Here is a 13,459-nt window from a genome sequence, read left to right on the forward strand (position 1 = left end):
CTAAACCGTGGCAAGACCAAATAGCGACTGTGCGGCAGCCGCCTCAGGGAAAGCATCAAGAAGCTTGTCGACAATACTCTGCGGGAACTGGATCACCTCTGTACCCTGCGGCACTGTCTCGGCAGATCCAATATCACTGATCCAGTTTTGCGGCAGGTTTGGGCCTGTCATAATGAGCTGACCAGGGGAGAACTCTCCAACATGGTCGCCACGAGATGGATTTCGTATTCAGGATGATAGTGCCAGCGCACGGTGCGAAACGGATAACCGTGACGCCACCCTTACCCATACTGGTGAAAACTCCACCTTGAGCCTCAATGATAGACGCAAGGCACGGCATCGCCACCTCGCTGCAGCGCAGAACATATTGGGCAAAATTAGATGTCCCATGTACAGAAGTAACACTATGACCCTGTGAAAATGCGGGGCTTGCGATAGCCGGAGAATCTATAAAACCCCTGATACTTTTCCGCAAGCGATGCGGTTTAATTTGTATCAGTGATTGCCTCACTCAAACCACCATGCTGCCTTTGCCCCCAAGAATGATAAGGCACCTAGAATCAAACGGGGCACCGGAGACTTAATGCCCCGATGCCCCACATCGTTACGCAGTATCGTCCGCGATATCTTTCAGCGTCAAACCTCTTACATATCAGTTCAGCATATCAATCTGGATTTTAACATCTGTCTCACGGGCCTCAACCGCGCGATCAAAGGCGGCGACGCTGTCCTTGAACGGCAGCGTGGCAGAAATCAGCGGATTGAGATCCACTTTACCCGCCGCGATCAATGCAATTGCCCGATCATAAATGTTGGCGTAGCGAAACACCGTTTCAACCCTGAGTTCCTTGGCCTGTAGACCAACGATATCAACGGGCACAGGATCGACAGGCATCCCGACAAGAACCACAGCCCCACCCGGACGCGCAAGTGCAGGCAGCCCCAAAATGGCAGGCGCAGCACCGGAGCATTCGAAAACGACATCTGCGCCCCAGCCGTCGGTGGCCTCGGCGATGGTTTCGGCTGCGGATTTTTGGCGAATGTTGATCGTCTCGATGCCCTCATAGGCACCGATGATGTCCAGCTTGGGCTGCGCGAGATCAGCGACATAAACTTTAGCGCAGCCCCCCGCCAAGGCGGCCAATGCCGTCATCATACCAATTGGGCCCGCACCGGTGACAACCGCGATATCTCCTGGTTGGATACGCGCCCGCAGTGCACTTTGCATCCCGATTGCAAATGGCTCGACCATTGCCCCTTCCGCAAAGCTCACATGATCAGGAATCCGGTAGGTGAACGCGGCAGGGTGAACGACTTCAGGCGTCAGGCACCCATGCACGGGCGGCGTGGCCCAAAAGCTGACGGATGGATCGACGTTGTAAATGCCCAACTTTGAAGCGCGCGATGTTGCATCGGGAATACCCGGCTCCATGCAGACCCGATCACCGACTCTCAAATGCGTCACGTCCGCGCCAATCTCAAGAACGACGCCCGCGGCTTCATGCCCGAGGATCATTGGCTCATTTACAACGAAAGGTCCGATTTTCCCGTGCGTATAGTAATGAACATCAGACCCGCAGACGCCGACGATACGGATGCCGATACGAACATCGGCAGGCCCCAAGGTCTGCGTCAGAGGAAAATCCCGAATGTTCAGTTTTCCCTTTTCTTCAAGAACAAGTGCTTTGACCACTGTTATGCCTCCCGTTTCGTGCTGCTTTTATCCGATTGCCGCCATAGCCCCGCGCCGCAATCAGTTTCGTCAGTATATAGCGAGAAGCCTCACAGGTGTGAGGCAGACTTCATAAATGGCAAAAATTATATCAGGACCCGTCTCAATCCCTATCAAAGCATTGCAGATAGGGGCCCTTGGAACAGGGAGCCTGCCCCATTTGAGCAAGCAACAGCTAAAACTGACGCCTTGCCCCTACATGAGAATCAATTCCCCCTCTTGAAAAATGGACGGTCGTTGCGAAACGTGCGTGTCTATTGTGCCCCATGTTTGAATTGTGACCCATGTTTGCCATCTTTCTACATTGGCATGCGGTCATTGTGACTTTGTTGAGAGATTTCTTCGAAGGGCGGGATGTCGCGGTAAAGCGTGAGGGCACCGAGATTGATTTCAGGACCGACTTGCAGCCAAAACTGCATTGGATTTTATGCGCGAAATTGCTTTACATCATTTAAGCGAAATGGTTTTCTTGGCATCTAACACCACACAAACACCAAGAACTAACTTTACCTACAGCTTAAAAAATTTATACATAAAATAAGTTCTTACCTTCAACTTAGTTAGGGATATTACATGGATAGCCCGTCCAAACCTGATACCGCCTCCGAAAACCTTGCCCGCCAGCGTCTGCGACTTTGGCTGCAGATGTTAAAAGCCACACGCCACGTTGAAGGCTTGCTGCGTGAACGGTTGCGCTCGGGGTACGATACAACACTGCCGCGATTTGACGTGCTTGCCACGCTGCATGTCACGCCTGAAGGCATGAAAATGAGTGAGCTATCCCAGCATCTCGTCGTGTCAAACGGCAATGTTACTGGCGTCGTGGATCGCCTTGTCAGCGAAGGACTTGCTGAGCGCACGAACCTTAAAAGTGACAGGCGCGCCTTTTTGGTGCGTATCACCGATGAGGGGCGGGCTTTAATGGATGAAATGGCGGCGGAACATCTTATCTGGATCAACGAATTGTTTGAAGACGTGTCCGAACCTGACGCAGCACGCGCCATCTCGATTATGCTGGATATTCGCCATAAGGAATAAGCGCGAAGCTAAAAGCCGCGCGCTTATTCTTTCGCCCTACATTTTGGCTCTACAAAATGCCGGTTTCTTTTGCGACGCGGCGATAGCCAGCGCCAGCGGTGAACCCGCCGTCAATCACAAAGTCTTCGCCTGTGATAAATCCAGATCCTTCCGACGCCAAGAAGAGCACAAGTTGCGCCACTTCTTCGGCCTCGCCCGCACGTTGCGCAGGCGTCATGGAAATCATCGGGCCAAGATGGGCGGACTCACGGTTCAAGTCCGTCACAATCAACCCCGGACAAACCGCATTCACGCGAATACCATCATCAGCCAATTCCATCGCGGCGCTCCGCGTCAATCCACGCAGCGCCCATTTGGATGACGTATACGCAGGATCATAATGACCCGAAAACCCGCTGTTGGACGAAATATTCACAATACTTCCCCCACCGCTTGCGGCCATAGCTGGCGCACAGGTTTTGATACCGATGAAACTGCCTGTCGCATTGACGTCCATCACCTTGCGCCATTCATCAACCGACATATCACCGATAATTTTGCGATTGATGATGCCTGCGTTGTTCACAAGAATATCAAGGCGCCCCGTCCAAGACTGAGCGCATTCAACCGCCGCAGCCCATTCGCTTTCAGAGGTGACATCAAGCTTGAGAAACTTCACCCGCTGCCCCTCTGATGACAGGCGCGCCGCAAGAGCAGCGCCATCCTCTTCAAGCACATCACAGATCAAAACCGCCGCGCCAGCAGTGGCTAAAAGCTCAGCTTCCACGGCGCCTTGACCGCGTGCACCGCCTGTGACAATTGCGGTTTTGCCCGACAAATCGGTTAGGGCTGATTTTATTTGTTCGAAGTTGATACTCATGCTTGCACCATAAGCTGGCGTTGATCACCCAGCCCGCTTGCACCAAGCGTGACAACCTGACCTTCACGTAAGAATGTGGGCGGCTTCATCCCCAAGCCAACCCCGGGAGGTGTGCCTGTTGCGATGATATCACCAGCCTCAAGCGTCATGAATTGCGAGATATAATGCACCAAATGCGCAACCCCGAAGATCATGGTTTTGGTATTTCCCGTCTGGCGACGTTCTCCGTCGATATCAAGCCACAGATCAATGTTTTGCACATCTGCGATCTCGTCTTTTGTCACCATCCACGGACCGACAGGCCCAAAGGTGTCATGGCTTTTGCCCTTCACCCACTGGCCGCCGCGCTCTGATTGAAAGCGACGCTCGGACACATCATTAACCAAAGCATAGCCCGCCACATAGTCCAGCGCATCCGCCTCATCCACATATTTGGCGCGACTGCCAATCACGATGCCCAGCTCAATTTCCCAATCTGTGCGATCAGAACCACGTGGAATTTCAACATTATCATTTGGCCCACACAGCGCGGTTGTGGCCTTTGAAAACAAAACGGGTTCAGCGGGGGGTTCTTTGCCTGTTTCGCGCGCGTGATCGGCGTAATTCAGACCAACACACAAAAACTTTCCAGGCCGCGCAATCGCAGACCCAATTCGGGGCGCCCCAGAAACGAGCGGCAAAGAGGACAGGTCAAGCTTTGAGAGTTTTTCAAGCGATGCGGGCGCAAGCGCTGCCCCGTCAATATCACTCACATGAGCCGACAGATCACGGATCTCTCCGTCAGCGTCCAAAATAGCGGGGCGTTCAGAGCCAACAGGCCCATAGCGAAGAAGCTTCATGAAGCGTCCTTTCTAAGGCCCCTTCGACGTGTTTTCATCGAAGGGGGAGATGTCTGGATTAAGCGCGGCGATACCCTTCGAGGGCCTCGTCTGGCACATCGGGAAGGTTTGTCACCAAATTGTCAGGCGTCCGGCAGGTCAGCCAAACCAGCTCTTCAGTCGTGCTCATGTTCACTTCGACATGAGGCATATACGGGGGAACAAAAACAAAATCACCTTCATACAGATCGGTGTATTCTTTGTAATCATCGCCAAAATAAATGCGCCCATGCCCTTTCAGGACATATCCGCCAGTCTCGCATTCCTCGTGATGATGCGGTGGCGAACGGTGACCGGGCTCGTTACTCACACGGCCAAACCAGATTTTTGTTGCCGGTGTGTGTTGCGGGCTAACGCCTGATTTTCTCACACATTCGCCAGATTGCAACGTACCATCGTCCAATTCACTTGAACGCGTTACGACAGGAACAACTTTAGCACTCATTTAAATGCCTCCCTAAATTAAATGCGACCCACGCCGCCATATATTAATGTTGGCAGAATTTATTTTAGACTTCAATCATTTTATTGAGGAGATGAATCACAACAAACACATTACAGGCTTAACCCCACACAGTACGCCAGCATTAAAAGATGCCAAAAATACCAGTAATAATTGAAAATTATGCGTATATTTTGATCGTATTGGAAAAAATACATCGTAAAAACAATATCTCACAAAATTAATCCGACCTGAATTAAACTTTCCTCTTGAAGAATTTAGATATATGTATTTGCATATAAAGCAGATCAGAAACTACAAAAACACTTCAGGGAGCCACATCAATGTCCACACAAGATACACTTGCCAGCCTTGCCTCCAGCCTTCTGGACGGATCCATTAAAGTCGTCGACTGCACGGCCCCATTGGGCCCAGATACACCACTTTTGAAACTGCCCCCCGAATTGGCCGATGACACGCCAAAGATCGAAATCCACGAAATTTCAAAATACGGCGATCGCGGTCCGTTTTGGGCTTGGAATTGGCTAAAGCTGGGCGAACACTCCGGCACGCATTACGATGCGCCACATCACTGGATCACGGGCAAAGATTTTCCTGACGGCTCTGTCGACACCATCGCGCCGCAAAATTTTGTCGCCCCAGCCAATGTTATTGACTGCACGAAAGAATCCGCAGCCGATCCCGATTTCTTGCTGACACCTGAGCATATCAAAGCATGGGAAGCCGAGCACGGCGAGATCAAAGAAGGCGAATGGGTGCTGATGCGTACGGATTGGGACCAGTACAACACCGATGCAGACAAGTTTCTGAATGCGGATGAAACAGGCCCTCACACCCCCGGACCAAATGCCGAAGCCATCATTTATTTGATGGAAGAGAAAAAAGCACTGGGCTGGGGCACGCAGTGCATTGGCACGGATGCAGGCGCGGCTGGGGGCTTTGAAATTCCCTTTCCTGCCCACAACCTTTTGCACAAACACAATCGCTACGGCCTTGCTTCACTGACCAACCTCAGCGCCCTGCCCGCTAAAGGCGCTATCCTTGTGACAGCACCGCTTAAAATTGTGAACGGCACAGGTTCACCCATCCGTGCACTCGCGCTTATTCCCACAACATAAACTGACGAGCGTAGCACCATGACAGCACCGATAGATATTGCCATTATTGGCAGCGGGATCAATTCCTTAGCGGCAGGCGCACTGCTGTCTAAATCAGGCAAAAAGGTTGCACTGTTTGAACGAGAGACCGTTGCGGGTGGGTGCGTGCGCTCTGAAACACTGGCCGAGGGGGTCACTTATGATCCCCTTGCCACCACATTTGTTCTTTGGGTCACGGGCGGCGCCCATGCGGAACTTGGCGCAGATCTGGCGCGCCACGGGGTCGAGTTTTGCGCCACAAGCACGCCAACGGGAGTGTTGCTCCCTGATGGCCGCGCCCTGACCTACAAAACCGATCGCGCAGCAAATATCGCGGCGTTTGATGCGGCAAATGCGGGAGACGGACAACAACTGTCTGCCGATTTGGACGCATTTGGCGCGGATGCAGAGCTGTTGTTTGGCCTTATGGGCGGCGACCCATGGTCAAAATCAACCCTAAAACTGTTGGGCAAAGAAGCGTGGAAACGCAAACCCCGCGGCCTAGCCACAACAATGGGCGGTGCATTGCAGTCCATGCGCGGATGGCTTGAAACATCTTTTGAAAGCGACCTGACCCGTGCGCTTTGGGCACCGTGGTGTCTTCACGCTGGCCTTGCCCCCGAAGCAGCATTTTCGGGGCAAATGGGTCAAGTCATTGGTTTCGCACTAGAGGCGGCAAGCGCGCCCATCGTCAAAGGCGGCGCTGCAAATATGGTACGCGGCCTGATCGCCATTATCGAAGAAAACGGCGGAACGATCCACACGTCAACCGAAGTGTCTGAGGTGATGGTGCGTAACGGAAAAGCCGAGGGGTTAAAGCTTGCCAGCGGCGAAACGATTAAGGCTGGCAAAGTACTGGCATCGGTCACGCCAAACCAATTGTATGAAACACTCGCCCCCACCCCGACAAAACAAAACGATCTGCGTAAATATCGTTATGGTAATGGAAATTTCCAACTTCATTACCTTTTAGACGGGCCTGTGAAATGGAAAACTGAAGGGTTAGAGGACGTGCAGTTGTTGCACCTCACCTCTGGACTAGACGGCGTGTCGAAAGCTGGCAACGAAGCCGAGCGCGGCATGCTACCCGATCAACCAACCATCTGCGTCGGCCAACCCTGCGCCGCTGATCCAACACGCGCCCCAGAAGGCAAAACCGTCTTATGGCTGCAAATGCCCGAGGCCCCCCGCCACATCAAAGGCGATGCGCGCAACGAAATTGAAGCACCCGCAGACGGCCAATGGTCTGAGTCCATTCGCGAGGCCTATGCAGACCGTGTTGAGGCGATTTTAGCGCAACACATCGAAGGTTTCACAGACCAAATCGTGACCCGCCGCGCAATATCGCCCGCTGACTTGCAGGGCTATAATATGAACCTTGTCGGCGGCGATCCTTATGGCGGTGCCTGCTCAATCGAACAATTCTTTGCGTGGCGCCCCTTTAGCGACACAGTGCGCCACGAGACAGGCATCAAAAACCTCTATCACATCGGCGCGTCAACACACCCCGGCCCAGGGCTGTCTGGCGGATCAGGGTTTCTCGCGGCCAAGGAGTTGGGCGCATGAGCAACCATACTGAAGACCTAGAAGAGTTCACGCCCTACCTCATGAACAGGATTATGGCCCGCTACAACAAAGGTGTCGAGGCAGCGCTCAAAGGCGTCGGCGTATCCGTCGCGCAAATGCGTGCGCTGGTTGTGCTTGTCGATCACAGCCCCTGCACAATATCCGAACTGTCGGTGCTCACCGTCATCAAACAACCCACGCTGTCACGTACATTGGACGCGATGGAAGCTGCCGGTTTGATAAAACGAGAAGCCCGCGATGGCGACAGCAGGGTGCGTTTGATCAGCCTCAGCGACACTGGCCGCGCCGCTTATGAAACGGCATGGCCTGCCATGTTGGGCATGCGCGACACCATGCTGTCATCCTTATCCGCAGACGAGCGCGCAACGTTTAACCAACTGTTGCAGCGCATCTTTTACGACATTCGCCACCACGATTTTTAATCAAAATCTGTGCTGGAACACTAGAACCACCCAATAAGGAGAGCGCAAATGGCCGAAAGATCATTCGCTAAGGAAGTTCAAAAACTCAAACAAGGTGAAGGGGATATTTTCGCCGGTGAAGGCATTCTTGCCATCACAAAAGCGCTCTTGGAAAATGGGGTGGGCTATGTCGGGGGCTATCAAGGCTCGCCTATTTCACACTTGATGGATGTGCTGGCCGACGCGCAAGAGATTTTGGGCGATCTGGGCGTGCATTTTGAAGCCTCCGCAAGCGAGGCCACGGCCACGGCCATGCTCGCCGCCTCTGTCCATTATCCCATTCGCGGCGCGGTGACGTATAAATCTGTCGTGGGCACCAATGTCGCCTCGGATGCGCTGTCCAACCTTGCCTCTGGCGGAGTGACGGGGGGCGCGTTGATTATCGTCGGCGAAGATTACGGCGAAGGGTCATCGATCATGCAAGAGCGCACCTATGCGTTTGCGATGAAATCACAGGTCTGGATGCTGGACCCTCGGCCGAACTTGCCCGCAATTGTAAAAGCAGTTGGCGACGGGTTTGAATTGTCCGAAGTGTCAAACACGCCTGTCATGTTGCAGATGGGCATTCGGTCTTGTCACGTTCACGGACAATTCCCAGCCGCAGACAACAAACGCCCCGCCATGACAGTCAGCGACGCGCTGGAAAACCCTGCGCGCGACCTGAACCGTATTGTTCTGCCCCCAGCGACCTATCTGCATGAAGAAGAAAAGCTCACCAAACGCCTGCCTGCTGCGAAAAACTTTATCTTAGAGAAAGAAATCAACGAACGCTTTGGCAAAGCTGGTTCAAAGGTTGGATTGATCGTACAGGGCGGCACCTATAACACCCTCATTCGCGCGCTGAACCGCCTCGGGCTGGCTGATATTTATGGCCAAACGGATATGGATATGCTGGTTCTCAACTGCGTTTACCCGCTGGTTGATAGCCAAATCACAGAGTTCTGCGAAGGCAAGGATGCGGTTCTTATTGTTGAGGAAGGTCAGCCAAATTACATCGAGCAGCAGATCGGGCATATCCTTTATAAAGCAGGGAAATCCGTCAAACTGGAGGGCAAAGGTCACCTGCCGATGGGCGGTGAATATACAGGTCAGGTTATGGTTGATGGCATTGGCGCGTTTTTGACCGCGCACGCCCCAAGCTTGCTGCCTGTCGCAAAAACGGCCGGCAACGAACAAGCTGTCGCCATCCCCGATCTGTCAAAAAACTTGCCCGCACGCCCACCAGGGTTTTGCACAGGCTGCCCTGAACGCCCTATTTTTGCGGCAACGAAACTGGTCGAAGAAGAATTGGGCGAACACCACATTTCCTCTGACATCGGGTGCCACCTGTTCTCGATCATGCCGCCCTTCAATCTGGGCTCGACAACAATGGGCTACGGCCTTGGACCAGCATCCGCAGCCGCGTTTCACAATGAAAACGAAGGTGGGCGTAGATCCATTTCCTTTGTTGGCGATGGTGGGTTTTGGCACAACGGTCTGACCAGCTCAATCGGGAACGCGGTGTTTAATAAATCCGACAATGTGATCGTGATCGTCGATAACTTCTATTCCGCCGCCACAGGTGGGCAAGACAACCTGTCCTCGCGGGCCAATAATAAAACCAAGCAAACCCAGAATTCCATCGTCGACGCCTGTAAGGGCATTGGCGTGAAATGGATCCGTCACATCGACCACACCTATGACGTGACCAAAGTCCGCGATACATTGAAAGAAGCGCTCACGACCGAAGAAACCGGCCCAAAGGTCATTGTTGCTTCCTCGGAATGCATGCTGAACAAACAGCGCCGCGTGAAACCCGAATTGGCCAAAGCCGCCAAAGACGGCAAACGCGTTGTGCGCCCCCGTTTCGGCGTTGACGAAGACATTTGCACCGGCGATCACGCCTGTATGCGTCTGTCGGGCTGTCCATCGCTTTCCGTCAAAGACACAGGCGATCCCTTGCGTGATGATCCCGTCGCCGCCATCGACCAAACCTGTGTGGGCTGCGGCAACTGCGGCGAAGTGGCAGACGCGGCCGTGCTATGTCCGTCTTTCTTCCAAGCAGAAATCGTTTCAAACCCAAGCGCATCTGAACAAAGACGCGCGAAACGAAGCCAAAAAATCATCTCTTGGCTACAAAGCCGCCGCGACGCCAAACGCGTTGCATTTGCCTAAGGACCAAAATCATGAACATGCAAGCAGCCCCTATCATCGCACGCCGTTCGCCCGGGCCTGACGGAGAAAAAATCATCACCCTTGCCGCCCTTGCGGTGGGGGGCCAAGGCGGCGGCGTATTGACGAACTGGATCGTCGCAGTGGCCGAAGCCAACGGATACCGCGCCCAATCCACATCTGTTGCGGGTGTGGCGCAGCGGACAGGCGCGACGATTTATTACGTCGAAATGTGCCGCGATACAGGCCGCACACCTGTGTTTTCGCTGTCTCCATCCATTGGCGATGTCGATATTTTAATGGCCTCCGAATTGATGGAGGGCGGACGCGCCATTATGCGCGGCTTCGTCACACCGGGTCGCACAACGTTGATCGCCTCTACCCACCGTATCCCGGCTGTGTCGGAAAAAATCCACGCAGGCGATGGCCGCGTCGACGGCGCAGAAGTGATCGAAGCAATGGGCATCGCCGCAGATCACGTCGTTGCGTTTGATATGGAAACGGTCGCCAAAGCGGCAGGATCGGTTATTTCATCGTCTCTATTGGGGGCACTTGCAGGCTCTGGCTCCCTGCCCTTTTCACGTGAAAGCTTCGAAGATGTCATTCGCGCGTCAGGGCGCGGCGTCGACGCCAGCCTGCGCGCATTCGGTGATGCCTATGACATTGCCAAAGGCGACAAAGCAGCGCCCACTGTCGAAGATGCGCCTGCGGTCATTCTGCCTGTTCTAAATGTGCCGAAAAATCTGAAATCGAAATGGACGGCCTTAGAGGTCCGCATCGCCAACCTGCCGCAAGAAACCCATGAGATGGTCGGCTTGGGTCTGCAAAAAGTCGTCGATTATCAAGACATCGACTACGGCGCAGATTATCTAGATATGGTCGAACAAATCGCCGCTCTTGATGTGGCGCCTTTTGATCTGAGCATTTGTGCCGCCAAATACTATGCGCGCGCTCTGTGCTACGACGATATCCTGCGCGTGGCCGATATCAAAACCCGTGCCTCGCGTATGGAGCGGGTCAAAAACGAGGTCGTTGTGAAAGACGATCAACTTTTGATGGTCACCGAATATTTTCACCCGCGTTTCGAAGAGTTCACCACCACATTACCCACCAGCATCGGACGCTGGCTGCAAAGACGTAAAGGGCTTGAGGCTTTCTACACCAAGCATTTTGACAAAGGCCGCCGCGTGCGCACCGATAGTCTAAGCGGTTTTCTTATGCTGTGGATCGTGTCATCTCTGCGCCCCTACCGCCGCAAATTGCTGCGCCATAAAAGCGAAATGGACCATGTCGATACGTGGTTCAAAACGGTGCTTTCAGTGGCAAAAGACAATCCTGCAATGGCCATAGAAATCCTGACAAACTACCGCCTGATTAAAGGCTATTCCGACACCCATGTGCGCGGACATTCCAAATTTGCCCGCGTCATGGGCGCATTGGATATGCTCGTAGGCCGCAGCGATGGAGCAGATTGGATGCGCCGCCTGCGTGTGGCGGCTCTTGATGATGTCAAGGGCGATGCATTGGACGGCGCGCTTGAAACTGTCAAAAGCTTTGCGAGGTAGGCCATGACCGAACCTGTTGTAATCATTGGCGCTGGGATCAACGGGTTGGTGGCGGCCGCGGATTTGGCCGCGCGCGGCACACCCGTGCGGGTGCTGGAACGCGGCCCAACCGCTGGTGGCGCGGTGCGCACTGAAGAGTTGACGAAAAAAGGGTTTCGCCACGATATCGCCGCGATGAACCTATCGATGTTCGCAGGGTCGCAATTCATGGCCCGTCACGGCGAAGAAATGGCACGACACGGGTTCGCGTTAGTCCCTATCAGCCACCCGTTCGCCCAAGCCCTAGAGCCGGGCGACCATATCGGCGTAACAACCGACCTTGAAGAAACTCTCAGCAGCTTTTCCAACGAGGCCGACAAAGAGACTTGGCGTAATTTGATGGCTGAATTTCCAGAACGCGCTGGCGTGGTTGGCGGATTGTTGGGAACTCCGATGCGACGTTGGCCATTGGCAAAGTTTCTGTGGAAAACCTGGCGCTCTCTTGGCACATCCAAAGCCATTGAAGTTGCCCAGTTTTTGATAAGCTCTCCGCGCGATTGGCTGGACAACACCTTTGAAGATCCCCGCTTGCGCACAGCCCTGTCCACATGGGGAATGCACCTTGATTTCGCCCCCGATATCGCAGGCGGTGCGATCTTCCCCTATCTCGAGGCAATGGGGGGGCAAGCTATGGGAATGGTTATCGGCAAAGGCGGTGCAGATAGCGCCACGCGCGCGCTGGTTTCGATGATTGAATCTCACGGCGGGCAGATTGAATGCAACACCGAAGTCACACGTATTTGCCACACAAACGGGAAAGTTACCGGCGTTGAGGCGAATGGGAAAATAATTGATACTTCAATTATACTTGCTGGGCTGGCGCCCAAACACCTATCGCGTCTGGCGGGCCCAACCGCCGATACGCGTTTTGATAAAGGCATGGAAAAGTTCCGCCATGCACCGGGAACAATGATGTTGCATCTTGCCCTTGATGCCCCAGTGCCGTGGCTGGCAGAACCGCTTAAGGAATTTGCCTATGTCCACATTGGGCGGTCCATTGACACCGCGTCCCAGACCTATGCGCAAGCTGTTGCAGGGTTGCTGCCTGAAACGCCTTTGCTTGTCGTGGGACAACCCACCCTATTTGATCCCACTCGCGCGCCCGAGGGAAAACACACCCTATGGGTGCAGGCCCGCGTTGTGCCTGCCGCTATAAAAGGTGATGCAAAAGGTGAAATACTTCATAAAAATTGGGATAATGCGAAAGAACCAATGTCGGAGCGCGTGCTGGATTTGATCGAAGAGCAAGCCCCTGGATTCCGAGCCACCATTCTTGCACAGCACGTCGTATCCCCTGAGGATTTAGAGGCAGACAATCCCAACCTTGTGGGCGGCGATCAGATTTGCGGGTCACATCACTTGACCCAAAACTTTTTATTCCGTCCGTTGCGCGGCTTTGCCGATGGGCACACACCAATCAAAGGCCTGCATTTGATTGGCGCTGCGACGTGGCCCGGCGCGGGCACGGGGGCCGCGTCAGGTTTTTTTGCTGCACAAACAATCAAATAGCAAAAGACGATCACTCCGCACACAGTTTTTACTTTATATTT

General features: G+C 53.7%; 12 protein-coding genes. 7 read left to right on the plus strand and 5 right to left on the minus strand.

Annotation, left to right across the window (positions count from 1 at the left end):
* Both KO503_RS17780 and KO503_RS09480 read right to left on the minus strand, forming a co-directional pair.
* Entirely contained in the window at positions 1 to 171 is a 171-nt protein-coding gene (locus KO503_RS17780; protein ID WP_252731022.1) for a hypothetical protein, read from the minus strand.
* 481 nt (positions 172 to 652) lie between these two features.
* A complete protein-coding gene (locus KO503_RS09480) occupies positions 653 to 1,693 on the minus strand; it encodes an NAD(P)-dependent alcohol dehydrogenase (protein ID WP_215991316.1) in 1,041 nt (346 codons plus the stop codon).
* A 612-nt stretch (positions 1,694 to 2,305) separates the two neighbouring features.
* Between KO503_RS09480 and KO503_RS09485 the strand changes: the two genes are divergently transcribed.
* Positions 2,306 to 2,770, plus strand: coding sequence for a MarR family winged helix-turn-helix transcriptional regulator (locus tag KO503_RS09485; RefSeq protein WP_215944901.1), 465 nt, complete (start codon positions 2,306 to 2,308; stop codon positions 2,768 to 2,770).
* Positions 2,771 to 2,819: 49 nt separating this feature from the next.
* Here the strand turns inward: KO503_RS09485 and KO503_RS09490 are convergent, their stop codons facing one another.
* The 3 genes from KO503_RS09490 to KO503_RS09500 are packed head-to-tail and all read right to left on the minus strand — an operon-like array spanning position 2,820 to position 4,952.
* A complete protein-coding gene (locus tag KO503_RS09490) occupies positions 2,820 to 3,629 on the minus strand; it encodes an SDR family NAD(P)-dependent oxidoreductase (protein ID WP_215991317.1) in 810 nt (269 codons plus the stop codon).
* Positions 3,626 to 4,468: a fumarylacetoacetate hydrolase family protein gene (locus KO503_RS09495; protein WP_215991318.1), complete on the minus strand. Its 843-nt coding sequence runs from the start codon at positions 4,466 to 4,468 to the stop codon at positions 3,626 to 3,628. The genes KO503_RS09490 and KO503_RS09495 overlap by 4 nt, the downstream gene beginning before the upstream one ends.
* A 58-nt stretch (positions 4,469 to 4,526) precedes the next feature.
* On the minus strand, positions 4,527 to 4,952 hold the full coding sequence (locus KO503_RS09500; protein ID WP_215944898.1) for a cupin domain-containing protein: 426 nt from the start codon (positions 4,950 to 4,952) through the stop codon (positions 4,527 to 4,529).
* A gap of 341 nt (positions 4,953 to 5,293) precedes the next feature.
* Here KO503_RS09500 and KO503_RS09505 point away from each other — a divergent pair, with 341 nt between their 5' ends.
* The 6 genes from KO503_RS09505 to KO503_RS09530 are packed head-to-tail and all read left to right on the plus strand — an operon-like array spanning position 5,294 to position 13,418.
* Positions 5,294 to 6,088 (plus strand): cyclase family protein, encoded by a 795-nt coding sequence (locus KO503_RS09505; RefSeq protein ID WP_215991319.1) that lies wholly within the window; start codon positions 5,294 to 5,296, stop codon positions 6,086 to 6,088.
* 18 nt (positions 6,089 to 6,106) lie between these two features.
* Positions 6,107 to 7,672, plus strand: a complete 1,566-nt coding sequence (locus KO503_RS09510) for a phytoene desaturase family protein (protein ID WP_215991320.1) — start codon at positions 6,107 to 6,109, stop codon at positions 7,670 to 7,672.
* A complete protein-coding gene (locus KO503_RS09515) occupies positions 7,669 to 8,115 on the plus strand; it encodes a MarR family winged helix-turn-helix transcriptional regulator (RefSeq protein ID WP_215991321.1) in 447 nt (148 codons plus the stop codon). The genes KO503_RS09510 and KO503_RS09515 overlap by 4 nt, the downstream gene beginning before the upstream one ends.
* 48 nt (positions 8,116 to 8,163) lie before the next feature.
* Entirely contained in the window at positions 8,164 to 10,308 is a 2,145-nt protein-coding gene (locus KO503_RS09520; RefSeq protein WP_215991322.1) for an indolepyruvate ferredoxin oxidoreductase subunit alpha, read from the plus strand.
* 11 nt (positions 10,309 to 10,319) lie between these two features.
* Positions 10,320 to 11,870, plus strand: a complete 1,551-nt coding sequence (locus KO503_RS09525) for an indolepyruvate oxidoreductase subunit beta family protein (RefSeq protein ID WP_215991323.1) — start codon at positions 10,320 to 10,322, stop codon at positions 11,868 to 11,870.
* Between the two features lie 3 nt (positions 11,871 to 11,873).
* A complete protein-coding gene (locus tag KO503_RS09530) occupies positions 11,874 to 13,418 on the plus strand; it encodes a phytoene desaturase family protein (RefSeq protein ID WP_215991324.1) in 1,545 nt (514 codons plus the stop codon).
* Positions 13,419 to 13,459 lie beyond the last annotated feature (41 nt).

The organism is Pacificibacter marinus, from assembly GCF_018860505.1.
GTDB lineage: Bacteria > Pseudomonadota > Alphaproteobacteria > Rhodobacterales > Rhodobacteraceae > Celeribacter > Celeribacter marinus_B.